The organism is Pseudomonas sp. UV AK001, from assembly GCF_046097675.1.
GTDB lineage: Bacteria > Pseudomonadota > Gammaproteobacteria > Pseudomonadales > Pseudomonadaceae > Aquipseudomonas > Aquipseudomonas kribbensis.
In genome coordinates this window covers 372,037-388,086 of record NZ_JBJUVZ010000004.1, presented here as the reverse complement: position 1 = coordinate 388,086, position 16,050 = coordinate 372,037, and the positions used below count along the sequence as shown (strand labels likewise).

Genomic DNA, 16,050 nt, shown 5'->3' with positions numbered 1-16,050 from the left:
ATTCTCCTGAAGCGTCAGCGATGACGGGTTGACCTGCCAGACCGGCCGGCCACAACAAATCCGACCGTACAGGCCAGAGCCGTGGCAAACGTCCCCCATGCCCAATCCATCAATGTCACTTGCACCGACCAGCCGAGCAGCGTCGCCCAATTGGTCAGGTCATAGGTGCCATAAGCGACCAGCCCGAGCAGCGCCCCCATGCGGACAGCGCGTTGCCAGGTCAGCGCCGGCAACACCACGAACGCCACACATCCGAAAACGTACAGGCAATAAAAAACCGCTGCTGGCACCAGCAACGGTTTTTCGAGCATCAGCGGACCGAGCAGTTCGCGATAGGTCGGCGCCATCAACACGCCGAGCCAGATGCCGTCGAGCAGAAGAAACGTCAGCAGCGTGGCGACGTAGGCAATCAGCGCTTTTTTCATCTGCCCGACCTCAGGTTGGCCCATGCAACATGGGCCACGTCAGGCTCAGGTTAGTTCAATGCGATCGGCATGAATGACGATCTTGCCTTCCTTGTACAAGGAACCGATGGCCTTCTTGAAGTTGCCCTTACTGACGCCGAACAGGCTGCTGATCAGCGCCGGATCGCTCTTGTCGCTGACGGCCAGAGTGCCGTTGCTTTCGCGCAACTTGGCGAGAATCTTCGAACTCAGGCTGCTGGCCGCTTCCTGACCCACCGGTTGCAGGCTCAGGCTGATCTTGCCGTCGGCGCGCACTTCCTTGATGAAGCCTTTCTCGCGCATGCCGGAACGCATGAACTTGAAGATTTCATTCTTGTGGATCAAACCCCAGTGCTTGTTGTTGATGACTGCCTTGAAGCCCATGTCAGTGGCTTCGGCCACCAGCAGATCGACTTCCTGGCCCACGCTGTAGTTGGCCGGGGTCTTGTCGAGGTAGCGATCAAGACGCGCGGTGGCGGTGATGCGGCGGGTGTGTTTGTCGAGGTAGACATGCACCACGCAGTATTCGCCGGCGGTCATCTGGCGTTTTTCTTCGGAGTAAGGCAGCAGCAGATCCTTCGGCAGGCCCCAATCGAGGAAGACACCGATGCTGTTGACTTCAACAACTTTCAAACTGGCAAATTCACCGACCTGAACTTTTGGTTTTTCAGTGGTGGCAATTAGTTTGTCATCGCTGTCCAGATAAATGAAAACATTGAGCCAGTCTTCATCTTCGCTGGGAATATCTTTGGGGATATAACGGTTGGGCAAAAGAATTTCGCCGTCGGCACCGCCGTCCAGATATAAACCGAAGTTAGTGTGTTTAACCACTTGCAAACTGTTGTAGCGCCCGACTAAAGCCATTTCCAATACCCTCATTGCGTGGGCGGCATTCTACCCGGTTTTGCCAGGTTCGTTGGCCGGCAGATGCTCCCGCAAACTGAAAATTGCGCGAAGCCTTGATTTCTCTTGGTTTGCCGCCGCGCAGGCGCCACTCGTCAGACCACCTCGGCGACTCCCCGGTGCGCCGCCCCCGCGAAAAATCCACCGATCCCGATAAATGTTGTTATTTAAAACAGCAGGTTAGCGGGATACTTCTAATAATTAATCGAGAATAATCCACCCGCACGCTGGGTTATTCCGGGGGATATTTACCAAGCAATTGTCAAGTTATTCCTGTACGATGCCTGGCCGAGTTACTTTTCTACAGGTTAATGGCCGCCATGCGTGTAAAAGCATCCACCAGCAAAGCAAAGCCAGCTCCAGCCGTTGAAACCAGCGAATCGATCAACGATCAAATCGCGGCATTCCTCAAGTCCGGCGGCGAGATCCAGCAAATTGCCAAGGGCGTCAGCGGCCAGACGTTCGGCCCGTCCAAGCAGATCAGCCTGGGCAAGAAGTAACACCCCGCAACATCCCAGTCCCAAGGCGCTTTGAGCTTCGAAGCGTCTGGACCGGAACCCTCGCAAGACCTCTCTCGCGTTTAATCAAACCGACAAAACATCAGAAATCGACGAACGGCCCTCGATGCCGATCATTCGCCGGTATCCTTGCACGCGTCTGGATCAAGCGTTTCAGCAGGTACGTCGGCCTGCGCTCGCTGTTCAAGGAGTGACGCATGTTCAAACCTCTCTGTTTAACTCTTGCAGGACTGCTGGCGAGCCCGGTGGCGCACGCGCAGATTTTCCAGCGCGAACTCGGCGACTTCGACCTCAAGCTCGGCACCACGCCCAGCCGCAGCATGGCCCAGGGCCTGGTCAAACCCTCGGCGGCCGGTTCGTTTCACGGCGGCCTCGATCTGAGCCATGACAGCGGCCTCTACGTGGGCCAGTACGCGCCGAGCATGGGACTGACGCCAGGCAAGAATCTGGAGATCGACTCCTACGTCGGCTTCAAACAACCCTTCGATCAAACCCTCGGCTACGAAGTCGGGATGATCCATTACAGCTATCCGAAGGTCGACACCCTCGACAGTCAGGAACTGTTCGGCGGCCTGACCCTGCTCGGCAGCCGTTTCGGCATCGCACTGAGCAACGACCCGGACAAACAGAACAACACTTTGTTTGCCGATCTGGGCGGCAACCAGCCGTTCGGCATCGGGATCAGCATGAAATACACCACCCATCAGCTCAATACGCCGGTCTCGGTGGACGGCGGGTATGTCAGCAGTTTTACCGACTGGTCGGTGAAATTTTCCCGGCCGGTGATGGGCATCGACCTGGACCTGATCTACAGCAACTCCAGCCTCAGCGGCAGCGATTGCTCCGCCTATTCCGGGCACAACAGCCAGTGCGACGGGCTGGTCACGCTCAAGGCCGAACGCGCGTTCTATTGATTGGCTGAACTGCCGGGAGCATCCTGCGTTCACATAAGAATCAGACGCCAGGCTTTCGCAAGGACTCGCTCATGTCTCGCTGGTTCAAACACTGCGCCACCCTGTTGATCCTCACCCTCGCCCTCGGCGCGTGCAGCCGCGTCGGCCTGGCCTACCGCAATCTCGACGTGATCATTCCATGGACGCTCAGCGACTACCTGGACATGACCGGCGAGCAGAAAGGCTGGTTCAACGAACGCCTCAAGGAACATCTGAGCTGGCACTGCACCACGCAATTGCCGGGTTATCTGGACTGGCTGGATCGCCTGCAAACCATGGTCGAGACCAATCAGGTCACCGACGCCGCGCTCCAGGCCCGCACCGTGGAAGCCAAGCAGGCGATTGCCGAAACCGCCCGGGAGATTACCCCGTCGGCCATCGAGTTGCTGCAAGGGCTGGACGACAAACAGGTCGCCGACATGAACGATGCGTTTGCCAAGGACCTGCGCAAACGTCAGCAGGAGTATGTGAAGCCGCCACTGGCCCAGCAGATCGCCGAGCGTGGTGCCCGCATGGACAAGCGCCTTAACGACTGGCTCGGGCCTTTGAGCACCACGCAAGAACAACGGGTGATGGCGTGGTCAACCGCACTCGGCGACCAGAACACCCAATGGATCGCCAACCGTGCGCACTGGCAACAGCAGTTCAGCGCCGCCGTTGCCCAGCGTAAAAGTCCGGAATTCCCACAGCGGATCGAGACACTTCTGGTCTATCGCGAGCGTTTATGGACAGCGGATTACCGCAAGGCCTACGCCGACACCGAGGCCCAGGCGCGCTCGCTGGCGGTGGATCTGATGGCTGAAAGCACACCGCAACAACGCCAGCGCCTGTTGAAGAAAATCGAAGGGGTGCGCAAGGACTTCAATGATTTGAAGTGTCTGAAAGCGGCGAAAGCAGGCTGAGGTTCATTGAACCTGCGGGAGCCGGAAAACCCGGCTCCAGAGGGATCGCAGCAGGCGCTCAGGCAATCTGCGCTTTTGACGCCACACGGTCGAATGTCGCCTCATCCAGTGCATCCTCCTGCTCATCCAGCACCTGACGCGGATGATCATTACCGGGAATGCTGCTGTCGATCAGGCTCAACAGGCTCGAGCCGCGCGGGGTCAGGCTGAAATTGTTGCCGGTGCTGCCCTCATCGTCGCCCCGTGGCTCGATAAAGCCGCGCAGCAACAGCTTCTGCTCGTATTCACAGGCGATGGTTTTCAGATGATCCAGATTCTCGATCGGCTCGCCTGCCGCCGCTTTTTCCGCTGCGTAGTCTTCGGCATAGGACCGCGGTGCAAAGCTGTGGCCTGCGCCGTTCTGCACTTCATGCAGCAGGCGTTCAATCAAATCCCAGTTATAAGTCGTCATCCTGATTCAACCTCCGGTGCGCGTGATTAATGGCGCTGTCTTAGGTTGTGACCCGAGCGGGCAATAGCCGTTCAGCTTCATTTACCGCAACGACCGACCAGCGGTCTGTCGATTTCCGACGGCGTTAAGCGACTAGTCTGAGACAGACGGTTTCAACCCCCGCAGGAGAAATCATCATGAACGTTGAGAATCATCCGGTTGTGTCGCGCGAAGAATGGCTCGCCGCCCGCAAGCAGCATCTGGCCGATGAAAAGGCCTTCACCAGGGAACGCGACCGCCTCAGCGCCAAACGCCGCGCGCTGCCGTGGGTGAAAGTCGACAAGGACTATCGCTTCATGGGGCCGGACGGCGAACTGAAACTCGCCGACCTGTTCGGCCAGCACAGCCAGCTCATCGTCTATCACTTCATGTTCGCCAAGGGCTGGGAGGAAGGCTGCCAGGGCTGTTCGTTCCTCGCCGACCACTTCGACGGCGCCAATCTGCACCTGGCCCATCACGACATTGCTTTGGTGGCGGTATCCCACGCGCCATTCGCCGAATTCCAGACGTTCAAGCGGCGGATGGGCTGGAAGTTCGACTGGGTGTCGTCGGACGGTTCCGATTTCAACTACGACTTCGGCGTGTGCGCCCGTGCCCAAGACGCCGAAGCCGGAAAGGCTACGTACAACTACGAAAAGACTGACAGTGGCGAAGAGGAAATGCCGGGGCTGAGCGTGTTCTATCGCGCCAATAACGGCGAGATATTCCACACCTACTCAACCTACGCCCGGGGTCTGGACATGCTGGTCGGCGCCTACAACTTTCTCGACCTCACGCCCAAGGGGCGGAACGAGGACGAAATCATGGAGTGGGTACGGCATCATGATCGGTATGACGGAGAACAAAAATCCAGTTGCTGCCACGGCGACTGAGCCGGCAAAGACACTGAACTTTTCACTGGTCACGGCCCTCAACCGGTTAACCCGCCTTAACCGGATCCGAGGCCTGCCCCCATGAAAACCCTGCTTACCCTCACACTCGCCGCCACCCTCGCCTGCGCCCTGCCCGTCTGGGCCTGCACCCCGGAAGAAGCCACTGCCAAACGCGAACAACTGGCCCAGGAAGTGGCAAAACTCACCGAGCAAAACCCGACCAAGGCCAAGGAAATCAATGCCGAGTTGCAGAAGATGGACTTGGGCACCGCCTCTGCCGATCTACCGGACAAATGCCAGTTGATCGACCAGCGCTTGAAGGAGCTGGATTCGGCCGAGCACAAAACCGAGGGTTAACGGGCCTCGGGCTTCAGCCTCCACCACAAAGGACATGCTCAAAGCAGTGTCCTTTCGTCCGCATAATTGCATTTGTGCATTTATTTATTTGCACATATGCATATTCAGACCTAGGGTTACCTCGAGCCTGCTCGGAACCCGCCGCAGAAGTGGCACCCCTTAACCGCCGACGGCTCGTAATACATGCAGGACATTTGTTTTCATTCATGGAGGATTGAAAAATGTTAACCACTGAAACAACGCAATTCACCGGCAACACCCTGCCCGGGTGCCTGACCGGCCATCTGTTCGACGCGCAACTGGTCGAGGTCGAAGCCACGCCACAGGCCGAGGCTCTGGTGGCCTCTAGCCTGAACTTCACGATGCAGCAACAGACCCAGACCAATTGGTGCTGGGCGGCGGTTTCCGCTTCGGTCGGCAACTATTACGGCACCGGGTCCTGGACCCAGTGCGGCGTTGCCAGCACCCAATTGAACCGCAACTGCTGCAGCCAGCCGGGGCCGTGCAACGTCTACGGCTATCTGGATTCGGCCCTGCAAACCACCCGCAGCTACAACGGGATGAATCAGGGTTCGTTGCAGATGTCGGCCATCCAGAACCAGATCAACATGGGCCGGCCTGTCGGTCTGCGTTGTGCCTGGTACGGCGGCGGCGCGCACTTCCTGACGATCTACGGCACCAACGGCAACTACGTGCTGGTCGCGGATTCGATCTACGGCTATTCGACCCGCGCACTGAGCTCGTTCCCCGGTTCCTACAACGGCGGCGGCAACTGGACCCACACTTACTTCACGGCGAAAAACTAGGAGGGCGACATCATGCAACTGACTTATCCAAAGGCGCCTTCCAACGGCGTACAGACCTTGCGTCCGGTGCTGGAAGCGGCGCTGCAAACCCAGGGATTTGGCATCAATCGCCAGTTCGCCAGTGCGGCGCCGGCGAAAATCAGCCTCAGTGAGGCCTATCGCGGCTACTCGCTCAGCCTGGAGGACCTGAGCCAGGGCAAAGGCCTGAAGGACGCCCGACTCGGCGACTGGCATTACCTGGTGTTTGCCGACGGCGTGTCGATTGCCGATGCGCAATTGGCCGAAGTCCGCGGTCACGTCGAGTTTGCCTCGTTGAACCATGGCAACCTGGCCACCGCCACGGTCGATGCGCTGAAACTGGCCGAGCAATCGCCGCAGTTGCAGGGCAAAACCGTCGAGCTGCGAGTGCTGTTCGTTTCGGCGCTGCATGTCGTAGCGATCTGGCTGCACGCGGCCGGTGAAGATGTGCTGATCCCGATCGAGCCGACGCCCAAGGAGCTGGCCCTGACCGGGCTGTACAGCGAGGCCGCCCTGCTCGCGCAGCTCAAACCGAAGGCGGATCAGACCAAGCAGCGCTTTGATGCCGACACCCGTGGGCAGCTGGGCAGCTGATAAACGCAGGCAATAAAAAAACCGGACACTGTCCGGTTTTTTTATTGCCTGCCTGAAACGCCTTACTCGGCCGCAGGTGCTGCCGGCTTGCGGCGCTTGAGCGGGGCCATGCCGTCGCTGCTCACCAGAGAATCCGGCTTCGGACGGTTGGCGCTCTTGCGCTTGGTCGGAGTCTTGGCGGCGGCTTTTTTCTTGTCGCCCTTGGCGTCGGTCTTTTTCTTCTTCACGCCGACGGCCTTGCCCGAGGCCTTGACCTTCTTCGGTCCGCCGTAGGTGCCTTTGACTTCCTTGATGGTGCGGCGCTCGAAGCTCTGCTTCAGATAACGCTCGATGCTCGACATCAGGTTCCAGTCGCCGTGGCAGATCAGCGAGATCGCCAGACCGTCGTTGCCGGCACGGCCGGTACGACCGATGCGGTGTACGTATTCGTCGCCGCTGCGTGGCATGTCGAAGTTAATCACCAGATCCAGGCCATCAACGTCCAGACCACGGGCCGCCACATCGGTGGCCACCAGGATCTTCACGCCGCCCTGCTTCAGACGGTCGATCGCCAGTTTGCGATCCTTCTGGTCTTTCTCGCCGTGCAGCACGAATGCCTTGTATTCCTGGGCGACGAGGCGACCGTAGATGCGGTCGGCCATGGCCCGGGTGTTGGTGAAGACGATAGCCTTCTGATAGGTCTCGTTGGCCAGCAGCCAGTTGACGATCTGTTCTTTGTGCTGGTTGTGGTCGGCAGTGATGATCTGCTGACGGGTGGTGTCGTTCAGCTGGCTGACCGCGTTGAGCTGCAGGTGCTCAGGGTTGTTCAGCACCTTGGCGATCATCTCGCGCAGGCCGGAACCGCCGGTGGTGGCGGAGAACAGCATGGTCTGCTGACGGTTCGGGCATTCGTCGACCAGACGCTGCACGTCTTCGGCGAAACCCATGTCGAGCATGCGGTCGGCTTCGTCGAGCACCAGCACTTCGACTTCTTTCAAATCGAGGTTGCCGGCGTTCAGTTGCTCGATCATCCGGCCCGGGGTGCCGATCAGGATGTCCGGCACCTTGCGCAGCATGGCGGCCTGGACCTTGAAGTCTTCACCGCCGGTGATCAGGCCGGACTTGATGAAAGTGAACTGCGAAAAGCGCTCGACTTCCTTCAGGGTCTGCTGGGCCAGCTCGCGGGTCGGCAGCAGGATCAGGGTCTTGATGCTGACGCGGATCTTGGCCGGGCCGATCAGGCGGTTGAGGATCGGCAGGACAAACGCGGCGGTCTTGCCGCTACCGGTTTGCGCCGTCACCCGCAGGTCACGCCCCTGAAGCGCCAGCGGAATGGCCGCGGCTTGCACAGGCGTTGGCTCGACAAATTTCAGCTCGGCCACGGCTTTGAGCAGGCGTTCGTGCAGGGCGAATTGGGAAAACACGGGTGCTACCTCGAAGATATGCAGAAAAACAGCTGCATAGGTTACCGGTTTCGAGCGCTCAGGCCGAGTTTCTTTATGAAATCAGCCGCAATCAGTGGCTTTTTTGTTGCTCGATTTGTCTCCAACGGTAATACACAGCGTCTTAAATGCTCTAATCCCCCGTCGCGTCCTACAGAAGAATCGTTGCCCTCATGGATTTCAAACAGCTCTGGCTCAACGCCCAAGACCTCTGGGGTGCCCTCGATCAGCACCCGCTCCTGCACGCCGGCCTGGCGCTGATCCTGCTGCTGGTGATCGCGCTGGTCCTCGGACGAGTGGCGCGTTACCTGATCCTGCATGCCAGCCGCATGCTCGGTCGCCAGCCCGCGCTGCACTGGATCAACGACTTTCGGCATAACAAGGTGTTTCAGCGTCTGGCGCAGATGACGCCGTCGCTGGTGATCCAGTTCGGCCTGCATCTGGTGCCGGAGCTGAGCAAGACCGCCATGGTGTTCCTCGGCAACGTCGCGCTGGCGTTCACCATTCTGTTCCTGCTGCTGTCGGTCAGCGCCCTGCTCAATGCCCTGCTGGACATCTACGCCCGCACCGAACACGCCCGCACCCGCTCGATCAAGGGTTACGTGCAGCTGGCGAAAATGGTTTTGTACGTGTTCGGCGCGATCATCATCGTCGCCACCCTGATCGACCGCTCGCCGCTGTTGCTGCTGTCGGGTCTGGGTGCGATGTCGGCGGTGATCCTGTTGGTCTACAAGGACACGCTCCTGTCGTTCGTCGCCAGCGTGCAGCTGACCAGCAACGACATGCTGCGGGTCGGCGACTGGATCGAAATGCCGCAAGTCGGCGCCGATGGCGATGTGGTCGACATCACCCTGCACACGGTCAAGGTGCAGAACTTCGACAAGACCATCGTCTCGATCCCGACCTGGCGCCTGATGTCCGAATCGTTCCGAAACTGGCGCGGCATGCAGCAGTCTGGCGGGCGGCGGATCAAGCGCAGTCTGTTCATCGACGCCAGCGGCGTGCGTTTCATCCGCGACGATGAAGAAGAGAAACTGTCCCAGGTGCACCTGCTGACCGCCTACATGGGCCGCAAGAAAGCCGAGCTCAAGGCGTGGAACGAAGCCCAGGGCAACGTCGCGGCGATGTCGGCCAACCGCCGGCGCATGACCAACATCGGCACCTTCCGCGCCTATGCGCTGGCCTATCTGAAGAGCCACCCGGAGATCCAGCCGAACATGACCTGCATGGTCCGCCAGATGCAGACCACGGCCCAGGGCATTCCGCTGGAAATCTACTGCTTTACCACCACCACGGTGTGGGCCGATTACGAGCGGATCCAGGGGGATATTTTCGATTACCTGCTGGCGGTGCTGCCAGAGTTCGGGTTGAGCCTGTATCAGCAGCCGAGTGGTGGGGATTTGCGCTCCGGGATACTGCCGGCAGTCCTTGGCGCGAGCCACATTCCAGAAGCCGAAAAACATCTGATGTAGCGCTTTCTTCAGCGCAAAAAAAGACGCAACCCGGGTTGCGTCTTTTTTTGTCCGGCCGACTTATCAGGCCTGACGCTGCGGTGCCTTGTGCACCATGGTGTAGGCGTAGTCGACGCCCATGCCGTACGCACCGCTGTGTTCCAGCACCAGGTCCATCACCGCTTGATAAGTGTCTTTGTGCGCCCAGTCACGCTGGTACTCGAGCAGCACTTGTTGCCAGGTCACCGGCACTGCGCCCGCCTGAATCATTCGCTGTACCGACATGTCGTGGGCTTCTTTGGTGGTGCCGCCGGACGCGTCGGTGACGATGTACACCTCGTAGCCTTCGGCCAGGGCTTCCAGAGCCGGGAAGGTCAGGCAGACCTCGGTCCACAGCGCGGCGATGATCAGCTTCTTGCGGCCGGTGGCCTTCACCGCGTCAACCAGCGCTTTGTCTTCCCAGGAGTTCATCGAGGTGCGCTCGATCGGCTTCTGCTCAGGGTGTACCGCCAGCAGTTCCGGCCAGATGTAGCCGCTGAAGCTTTCGGTTTCGACCGAGGTGTAGATGGTCGGCACGTTGAAGATCTTCGCTGCCTTGGCCAGGCCGACAGTGTTGTTCTTCAGGGTCTGACGGTCGATCGACTGCACGCCGAAAGCCATTTGCGGCTGGTGGTCGATCAGGATCAGGGCGGAGTTGGTCGGGTTCAGCAGTTCACGGATAGACATGGCGCGTTCCTTTTGATGTCGATTCAGCGTTTCGATTGGGTAATGGGTGAGTCGAGTGGCTTGCCGTCTGCGGCGTTGTTGTCTCGGCTTGGATGTCACTTTAGGGGCTGGCCGATAAAGGGACAATTCCCTAAAATCGAGAATCATTGATTCTAAAAAAGGGACAATCATGGATCGCATCGAATGCATGCGCGCCTTCGTGGTGACGGTCGGCGAGAACGGCTTCGCGGCCGCCGCCCGGGCCATGGACGTGCCCCGGTCGAAAGTCAGCAAACAGATTCAGGCGCTGGAAGAAGCCATCGGTGTGCAACTGCTGCAACGCACCACCCGTAGCCTGCACCTGACCGAGGCTGGCGCCGAATATTTCGAAGCGGCGCGGGAAGTGATCGCGGCACTGGACGAGGCCGAGCAGCGAGCACGGGACGGGGTGGGCGAATTGCGCGGTGTGTTGCGGGTCAACGCACCGATGTCGTTCGGCCTGCGGCGGCTGGGCAAGCTGATTCCGCTGTTCCACGAACAACACCCGAACATCGAGCTGCAACTGGTGCTCAGCGACCAGCAGGTCGATCCGGTGCGCGGCGGGTTCGACGTGACCATCCGCATCGCCAGCCTGCCCGACTCGACCATGATCGCCCGGCAACTGGCGCCGGCGCCGCGAATCATGGTCGCCTCCCCCGCTTACCTCGAACGCGCAGGCACGCCGCAGTCCCCGCAGGATCTGCGCTCGCATCAATGCTTGAACTACGGCTATCTGCAGAGCGGCGTCAGCCTGCAGCTGTGCAATGGCAAGGAAACCCAACGGGTCAATGTCACCGGGCCGCTGCACGCCAACAACGGCGACCTGCTGGCGCAGGCGGCCGAGGCCGGCATGGGCATCGCGCTGCTGCCGGACTTCATCGTCGAAGAAGCACTCGCGGCCGGGCGACTGGTGCCGGTGCTGTGCGAATGGCAAGCGCCGGCGATCACCATCAACGCGGTGTATTCGTCAGCGCGGCGGGTGCCGCAGAAGACGCGCGCGTTTATCGAGTTTCTGGTGGGGCAACTGGCGCCGTCTTGCGAATCCCCAACCGGCTGATCCACACCGCCGCCAGAATCACGCTGCCACCGAGGAACAACCGCCCGAGTTCCTCATGCTGATTCCAGATCAGCAGGTTCAGCAGCAACCCCACCGGAACATGCAGGTTGTTCATCACCGCCAGGGTGCCGCCGTTGACCAGGCACGCGCCCTTGTTCCACCAGTACAGGCCGAGTGCGGTCGAGACCAGACCCAGGAACACCAGCACGCCCCATTGCAGCGGTGCTTCGGGCAAGAAATTGGATTTGCCGAACAGCAGGAACGCCGGCAGCGCCACCGCGAGTGCGCCGAGATAGAAGAAACCGAAGCGCCGGTAGTGCGGCAGATCGCTCGGGTGCTTCGCCACCAGATGCTTGTACAGCACCTGCCCGGCGGCGTAGGTGAAGTTGGCCAGTTGCAGCAACAGGAAACCCATGAAGAAGTCCGGATTGATCCGGTCGTAGCGAATCACCGCCGCACCCGCGACCGCCACCAGTGCGGCGATCAGCGCCCACGGGTTGAAGCGGCGGTTGAGAGCATCTTCGATCAGGGTCACGTGCAGCGGCGTGAGGATGGTGAACAGCAGCACTTCCGGCACCGTCAGTACCCGGAAGCTCAGGTACAGGCAGACGTAAGTCACGCCGAACTGCAATGCGCCGATCAATAGCATGCCGCGCATGAACGCCGGTTCCACCGAGCGCCAGCGCGTCAGCGGGATGAACACCAGCCCGGCCAGCACCACGCGCACCAGCACCGCGAAGTAGCTGTCGACATGCCCGGCCAGGTATTCGCCGATCAGACTGAAGGAAAACGCCTGGATCAGCGTGACAATAAGTAGATAGCCCATGGTCGCCTCGATTTCGAATGGCGGCGACGATAGCGTTTTTTGCCGGCCATCGCTAAATCCCGGGCAAAAAAAAGCCCGATCTCGCTAAAGCGTTCAATCGGGCTACAGCACTCAGGAGCAACAAGTGCAAAGGGAGGTTCGATGCGCGTAGAGCCTTGAAGGGGTTGCGCCAGGTCACTAGAACAATCGGCGATTATCTGGCGATTAACATATCAAGCGACCTGGGACAGTTTGGCGTTGGCCTGGTTGAGGCCTTTCTCCTGGAAGTCGCCGCCCAGGTTCATGCCTTCAGCGTGGATGAAGGTCACGTCGTGGATGCCGATGAAACCCATCACCTGACGCAGGTACGGTTCCTGGTGATCCGCCGGGCCGCCGGCATAGATGCCGCCGCGAGCGGTCAGCACGTAGGCACGCTTGCCGCTGAGCAGGCCTTGCGGGCCGGTTTCGGTGTACTTGAAGGTCACGCCGGCACGCAGCACGTGGTCGAGCCAGGCTTTCAGGGTGCTTGGAATCGCGAAGTTGTACATCGGCGCGGCCATCACCAGCACGTCGGCGGCCAGCAGTTCGTCGGTCAGTTCGTTGGAGCGATCCAGCGAGGATTGTTCGTTGGCGTTGCGCTGTTCAGCGGGCTTCATCCAGCCGCCCAGCAGGTTGCTATCCAGGTGTGGCACCGGGTTCACGGCGAGGTCACGAACGGTGATCTGATCGGCCGGGTGTGCAGCTTTCCACTGACTGATGAAAGTCTGGGTCAGTTGACGGGATACCGAGTCTTGCTGGCGGGCGCTGCTTTCGATGATCAGAACGCGGGACATGGTGTGTAGCCTCCTTCCGAGAATGTTGTAAGTCGATGGAGTGAAGGTTAAACAGAGTCGTATCGATGAAAAAGCGCAAATAATTGCTGCAAACCATCGAAATATTCGTTTAGATGCAAGCTATGCCTGTGGGAGCGGGCTGACTCGCTCCCACAGAGAGGCAAAACCGTTATTTCGGGTTGCAGCTCAGCTCGACTCGCAGCTTGATGATCTCGCGGGAGAACTTGGCGGTGGCATTGGTATGTTTGCCGGCCGGCACTTCGATATTGCGGGTGCGCGGCGCTTCCGGGCCATTGCTGAACACGACCTTGCAGACCGCGTCGACCTCGCCGTAGTTGGCGACCCGGATGGAGCCGATGTCTTTATCGGTATCGAAGGACTCGTAGTCGATCTTCAGGCCATTGAGATTTTTCTGCACATCGATCGGATACGCAAACGCGGTCAGCGGCAGCAGCGCCAGTACCACACAACAGAATTTTTTCATTCGGCAGTCTCCATGAGGGACAGCCAGCTTAGGACAAGAGGAGCTATCGATGAAAGCGCCCCGCGTGACCCTCGATCAATGGCGAACGTTGCAGGCAGTGGTCGACCACGGCGGATTCGCCCAGGCCGCCGAAGCCCTGCACCGTTCGCAATCGTCGGTGAGCTACACCGTCGCCCGCATGCAGGACCAACTCGGTGTGCCGTTGCTGCGCATCGACGGCCGCAAGGCTGTGCTGACCGAAGCCGGCGGCGTATTGCTGCGGCGTTCGCGACAACTGGTGAAACAGGCCAGCCAACTGGAAGACCTCGCCCATCACATGGAACAAGGCTGGGAAGCCGAAGTGCGGCTGGTGGTCGATGCCGCCTACCCGAGCGCCCGCCTCGTTCGTGCATTGACCGCATTCATGCCGCAGAGCCGTGGCTGCCGTGTGCGTCTGCGTGAAGAAGTGCTGTCGGGTGTCGAGGAGGTGTTGCTCGAAGGCGTGGCCGATCTGGCGATTACCGGCCTGAGCATTCCCGGCTACCTCGGCGCGGAGTTGAGCGACGTGGAATTCGTCGCCGTCGCCCACCCCGAACACGCGCTGCATCGGCTGAACCGCGAGCTGAATTTCCAGGACCTGGAAACCCAGATGCAAGTGGTGATCCGCGACTCCGGCCGCCAGCAACCCCGGGATGTCGGCTGGCTCGGTGCGGAGCAGCGCTGGACCGTCGGCAGCCTCGCCACCGCCGCCAATTTCGTTTCCAGCGGCCTGGGATTCGCCTGGCTGCCACGGCACATGATCGAACGTGAATTGAAGGAAGGCCTGCTCAAGCTGCTACCGTTGGATCAGGGCGGCAGCCGCAATCCGAGTTTCTATCTGTATTCGAACAAGGACAAACCGCTGGGCCCGGCTTCGCAGATCCTCGTCGAACTGTTGCGCACCTTCGACACCTTGCCGCTGGACGCACCGTTCGCCGCCCCCGAACAAGCCTGACACGGAGTTCACCGATGGCGTATTTCGAGCATGAAGGCTGCAACCTGCACTACGAGGAATATGGCCACGGCGATCCGTTGCTGCTGGTTCACGGGCTCGGTTCCAGCACCCTGGACTGGGAAATGCAGATCCCGGCACTGGCCGCGCAATACCGGGTGATCGTCCCGGACGTGCGCGGTCATGGCCGCTCCGACAAGCCCCGCGAGCGCTACAGCATCGCCGGTTTCAGCGCCGACATCGTCGCCCTGATCGAACACCTGAAGCTCGGCCCGGTGCACTACGCCGGGCTGTCCATGGGCGGCATGATCGGCTTCCAGTTCGCTGTCGATCAGCCGCAGATGCTCAAGAGCCTGACCATCGTCAACAGCGCGCCCGAGGTCAAGGTGCGCAGTCGCGACGACTATTGGCAGTGGTTCAAGCGCTGGAGCCTGATGCGTTTGCTGAGTCTGGCCACCATCGGCAAGGCCTTGGGCGCCAAACTGTTCCCCAAACCGGAGCAGGCGGATTTGCGCCAGAAGATGGCCGAGCGCTGGGCAAAAAACGACAAACGTGCTTATCTCGCCAGCTTCGATGCGATTGTTGGCTGGGGGGTTCAGGAACGACTTTCGAGGATCTCCTGTCCAACGCTCGTCGTCAGCGCCGACCGGGACTACACCCCCGTCTCGCTGAAAGAAACCTATGTCAGACTGCTGCCCGATGCGCGGCTGGTGGTGATCGCCGATTCGCGCCACGCCACCCCGCTCGATCAACCCGAACGCTTCAATCAAACGCTGCTGGCGTTTCTCGCCACAGCCGATATTCACCCTCAGGATCACTGACCCATGCTGAAAAAAATCGCCCTCGCCGCCGGCACCGTGCTGTTCGCCGCCAACCTGATGGCTGCCACGCCGGCCAAGGCGCCACACGTCGAACTGGTGACCACCAACGGCACCATCGAAATCGAGCTGGACCCGGTCAAGGCGCCGATCAGTACCAAGAACTTCCTCGATTACGTCGACAGCGGTTTCTACACCAACACCATTTTCCACCGTGTGATCCCGGGCTTTATGGCCCAGGGCGGCGGCTTTACCCAGCAGATGCAGCAGAAAGAAACCAAGGCACCGATCAAGAACGAAGCCAGCAACGGTCTGCACAACGTTCGCGGCACCCTGTCGATGGCCCGCACTTCCGATCCGAACTCGGCCACCAGCCAGTTCTTCATCAACGTCGCCGACAACGCCTTCCTCGATCCGGGCCGCGACGCCGGTTACGCCGTGTTCGCCAAAGTGGTCAAGGGCATGGACGTGGTCGACATCATCGTCAACTCCCAGACCACCACCAAACAGGGCATGCAAAACGTGCCTGTCGACCCTGTGATCATCAAGTCGGCCAAGCGCATCGACTAAGCTTTACAGGGCATATCGAGCGGCGACGGTTGAACACCGCG

At 60.0% G+C, this 16,050-nt stretch carries 20 protein-coding genes; 12 read left to right on the top strand and 8 right to left on the bottom strand.

The genetic code is table 11. The features are described 5' to 3' along the window. Nucleotides 1–14: 14 nt before the first annotated feature. Nucleotides 15–425 carry a DUF2177 family protein gene (locus tag ACKLNA_RS15415; protein WP_408986351.1) on the bottom strand — a complete coding sequence of 137 codons (411 nt, stop codon included), beginning with the start codon at nt 423–425 and terminating at the stop codon, nt 15–17. A 45-nt stretch (nt 426–470) separates the two neighbouring features. Next, nucleotides 471–1,307 (bottom strand): S1 RNA-binding domain-containing protein, encoded by an 837-nt coding sequence (locus ACKLNA_RS15410; RefSeq protein WP_085710349.1) that lies wholly within the window; start codon nt 1,305–1,307, stop codon nt 471–473. A gap of 350 nt (nt 1,308–1,657) precedes the next feature. On the opposite strand from ACKLNA_RS15410, the gene ACKLNA_RS15405 reads away from it, so the two are divergent. The 3 genes from ACKLNA_RS15405 (at nt 1,658) to ACKLNA_RS15395 (ending at nt 3,719) form a co-directional block, all read left to right on the top strand. Continuing rightward, nucleotides 1,658–1,846, top strand: coding sequence for a hypothetical protein (locus ACKLNA_RS15405; RefSeq protein ID WP_016985943.1), 189 nt, complete (start codon nt 1,658–1,660; stop codon nt 1,844–1,846). A gap of 215 nt (nt 1,847–2,061) precedes the next feature. Further along, nucleotides 2,062–2,778 carry a TorF family putative porin gene (locus ACKLNA_RS15400; protein WP_408986337.1) on the top strand — a complete coding sequence of 239 codons (717 nt, stop codon included), beginning with the start codon at nt 2,062–2,064 and terminating at the stop codon, nt 2,776–2,778. 71 nt (nt 2,779–2,849) lie between these two features. Next, a complete protein-coding gene (locus ACKLNA_RS15395; RefSeq protein WP_408986336.1) occupies nt 2,850–3,719 on the top strand; it encodes a DUF6279 family lipoprotein in 870 nt (289 codons plus the stop codon). A gap of 58 nt (nt 3,720–3,777) precedes the next feature. Here the strand turns inward: ACKLNA_RS15395 and ACKLNA_RS15390 are convergent, their stop codons facing one another. Further along, the gene (locus tag ACKLNA_RS15390) at nt 3,778–4,170 is read right to left on the bottom strand and encodes a transcriptional regulator (RefSeq protein WP_085710345.1); all 393 of its coding nucleotides are present in this window, start codon (nt 4,168–4,170) and stop codon (nt 3,778–3,780) included. Nucleotides 4,171–4,346: 176 nt separating this feature from the next. Here ACKLNA_RS15390 and ACKLNA_RS15385 point away from each other — a divergent pair, with 176 nt between their 5' ends. From ACKLNA_RS15385 to ACKLNA_RS15370, 4 genes are all read left to right on the top strand, one after another. Beyond that, entirely contained in the window at nt 4,347–5,081 is a 735-nt protein-coding gene (locus ACKLNA_RS15385) for a DUF899 domain-containing protein (protein ID WP_408986335.1), read from the top strand. Between the two features lie 81 nt (nt 5,082–5,162). Continuing rightward, nucleotides 5,163–5,438, top strand: coding sequence for a hypothetical protein (locus ACKLNA_RS15380; RefSeq protein WP_408986334.1), 276 nt, complete (start codon nt 5,163–5,165; stop codon nt 5,436–5,438). Nucleotides 5,439–5,659: 221 nt separating this feature from the next. Continuing rightward, complete coding sequence (locus ACKLNA_RS15375) at nt 5,660–6,244, top strand: papain-like cysteine protease family protein (protein WP_408986333.1); 585 nt, start codon at nt 5,660–5,662, stop codon at nt 6,242–6,244. 12 nt (nt 6,245–6,256) lie between these two features. Beyond that, on the top strand, nt 6,257–6,856 hold the full coding sequence (locus ACKLNA_RS15370; RefSeq protein ID WP_408986332.1) for a hypothetical protein: 600 nt from the start codon (nt 6,257–6,259) through the stop codon (nt 6,854–6,856). A 62-nt stretch (nt 6,857–6,918) separates the two neighbouring features. Here the strand turns inward: ACKLNA_RS15370 and ACKLNA_RS15365 are convergent, their stop codons facing one another. Beyond that, nucleotides 6,919–8,259 (bottom strand): DEAD/DEAH box helicase, encoded by a 1,341-nt coding sequence (locus tag ACKLNA_RS15365; protein ID WP_085710336.1) that lies wholly within the window; start codon nt 8,257–8,259, stop codon nt 6,919–6,921. Between the two features lie 191 nt (nt 8,260–8,450). On the opposite strand from ACKLNA_RS15365, the gene ACKLNA_RS15360 reads away from it, so the two are divergent. Then, a complete protein-coding gene (locus tag ACKLNA_RS15360) occupies nt 8,451–9,749 on the top strand; it encodes a mechanosensitive ion channel family protein (RefSeq protein ID WP_085710335.1) in 1,299 nt (432 codons plus the stop codon). 63 nt (nt 9,750–9,812) lie between these two features. Here the strand turns inward: ACKLNA_RS15360 and ACKLNA_RS15355 are convergent, their stop codons facing one another. Continuing rightward, nucleotides 9,813–10,454, bottom strand: a complete 642-nt coding sequence (locus ACKLNA_RS15355; protein ID WP_007956548.1) for a hydrolase — start codon at nt 10,452–10,454, stop codon at nt 9,813–9,815. A 169-nt stretch (nt 10,455–10,623) separates the two neighbouring features. Here ACKLNA_RS15355 and ACKLNA_RS15350 point away from each other — a divergent pair, with 169 nt between their 5' ends. Then, nucleotides 10,624–11,529 (top strand): LysR substrate-binding domain-containing protein, encoded by a 906-nt coding sequence (locus ACKLNA_RS15350; protein ID WP_408986331.1) that lies wholly within the window; start codon nt 10,624–10,626, stop codon nt 11,527–11,529. On the opposite strand, the gene ACKLNA_RS15345 is transcribed toward ACKLNA_RS15350, so the two are convergent. The 3 genes from ACKLNA_RS15345 to ACKLNA_RS15335 form a co-directional block, all read right to left on the bottom strand. Further along, nucleotides 11,474–12,355, bottom strand: a complete 882-nt coding sequence (locus tag ACKLNA_RS15345) for a carboxylate/amino acid/amine transporter (protein WP_408986330.1) — start codon at nt 12,353–12,355, stop codon at nt 11,474–11,476. The two genes, ACKLNA_RS15350 and ACKLNA_RS15345, sit on opposite strands and share 56 nt — an antisense overlap. Before the next feature lie 212 nt (nt 12,356–12,567). Continuing rightward, nucleotides 12,568–13,167, bottom strand: coding sequence for an FMN-dependent NADH-azoreductase (locus ACKLNA_RS15340; RefSeq protein ID WP_134825822.1), 600 nt, complete (start codon nt 13,165–13,167; stop codon nt 12,568–12,570). A gap of 169 nt (nt 13,168–13,336) precedes the next feature. Beyond that, nucleotides 13,337–13,651 (bottom strand): 3-phosphoglycerate kinase, encoded by a 315-nt coding sequence (locus tag ACKLNA_RS15335; RefSeq protein ID WP_085710332.1) that lies wholly within the window; start codon nt 13,649–13,651, stop codon nt 13,337–13,339. A gap of 49 nt (nt 13,652–13,700) precedes the next feature. Here ACKLNA_RS15335 and ACKLNA_RS15330 point away from each other — a divergent pair, with 49 nt between their 5' ends. The 3 genes from ACKLNA_RS15330 to ACKLNA_RS15320 are packed head-to-tail and all read left to right on the top strand — an operon-like array spanning nt 13,701 to nt 16,009. Further along, nucleotides 13,701–14,624 carry a LysR family transcriptional regulator gene (locus ACKLNA_RS15330; RefSeq protein WP_007956543.1) on the top strand — a complete coding sequence of 308 codons (924 nt, stop codon included), beginning with the start codon at nt 13,701–13,703 and terminating at the stop codon, nt 14,622–14,624. A gap of 14 nt (nt 14,625–14,638) precedes the next feature. Next, entirely contained in the window at nt 14,639–15,442 is an 804-nt protein-coding gene (locus ACKLNA_RS15325; RefSeq protein WP_085710330.1) for an alpha/beta fold hydrolase, read from the top strand. 3 nt (nt 15,443–15,445) lie between these two features. Next, entirely contained in the window at nt 15,446–16,009 is a 564-nt protein-coding gene (locus ACKLNA_RS15320; protein WP_408986329.1) for a peptidylprolyl isomerase, read from the top strand. Nucleotides 16,010–16,050 lie beyond the last annotated feature (41 nt).

Coding starts and splice junctions, on each gene's coding strand:
- ACKLNA_RS15410 (WP_085710349.1), bottom strand. CDS start 1,307: ATGGCTTTAGTCGGGCGCTACAACAGTTTGCAAGTGGTTAAACACACT.
- ACKLNA_RS15395 (WP_408986336.1), top strand. CDS start 2,850: ATGTCTCGCTGGTTCAAACACTGCGCCACCCTGTTGATCCTCACCCTC.
- ACKLNA_RS15320 (WP_408986329.1), top strand. CDS start 15,446: ATGCTGAAAAAAATCGCCCTCGCCGCCGGCACCGTGCTGTTCGCCGCC.
- ACKLNA_RS15370 (WP_408986332.1), top strand. CDS start 6,257: ATGCAACTGACTTATCCAAAGGCGCCTTCCAACGGCGTACAGACCTTG.
- ACKLNA_RS15360 (WP_085710335.1), top strand. CDS start 8,451: ATGGATTTCAAACAGCTCTGGCTCAACGCCCAAGACCTCTGGGGTGCC.
- ACKLNA_RS15405 (WP_016985943.1), top strand. CDS start 1,658: ATGGCCGCCATGCGTGTAAAAGCATCCACCAGCAAAGCAAAGCCAGCT.
- ACKLNA_RS15400 (WP_408986337.1), top strand. CDS start 2,062: ATGTTCAAACCTCTCTGTTTAACTCTTGCAGGACTGCTGGCGAGCCCG.
- ACKLNA_RS15345 (WP_408986330.1), bottom strand. CDS start 12,355: ATGGGCTATCTACTTATTGTCACGCTGATCCAGGCGTTTTCCTTCAGT.
- ACKLNA_RS15340 (WP_134825822.1), bottom strand. CDS start 13,167: ATGTCCCGCGTTCTGATCATCGAAAGCAGCGCCCGCCAGCAAGACTCG.
- ACKLNA_RS15350 (WP_408986331.1), top strand. CDS start 10,624: ATGGATCGCATCGAATGCATGCGCGCCTTCGTGGTGACGGTCGGCGAG.
- ACKLNA_RS15330 (WP_007956543.1), top strand. CDS start 13,701: ATGAAAGCGCCCCGCGTGACCCTCGATCAATGGCGAACGTTGCAGGCA.
- ACKLNA_RS15325 (WP_085710330.1), top strand. CDS start 14,639: ATGGCGTATTTCGAGCATGAAGGCTGCAACCTGCACTACGAGGAATAT.
- ACKLNA_RS15375 (WP_408986333.1), top strand. CDS start 5,660: ATGTTAACCACTGAAACAACGCAATTCACCGGCAACACCCTGCCCGGG.
- ACKLNA_RS15415 (WP_408986351.1), bottom strand. CDS start 425: ATGAAAAAAGCGCTGATTGCCTACGTCGCCACGCTGCTGACGTTTCTT.
- ACKLNA_RS15390 (WP_085710345.1), bottom strand. CDS start 4,170: ATGACGACTTATAACTGGGATTTGATTGAACGCCTGCTGCATGAAGTG.
- ACKLNA_RS15385 (WP_408986335.1), top strand. CDS start 4,347: ATGAACGTTGAGAATCATCCGGTTGTGTCGCGCGAAGAATGGCTCGCC.
- ACKLNA_RS15355 (WP_007956548.1), bottom strand. CDS start 10,454: ATGTCTATCCGTGAACTGCTGAACCCGACCAACTCCGCCCTGATCCTG.
- ACKLNA_RS15335 (WP_085710332.1), bottom strand. CDS start 13,651: ATGAAAAAATTCTGTTGTGTGGTACTGGCGCTGCTGCCGCTGACCGCG.
- ACKLNA_RS15380 (WP_408986334.1), top strand. CDS start 5,163: ATGAAAACCCTGCTTACCCTCACACTCGCCGCCACCCTCGCCTGCGCC.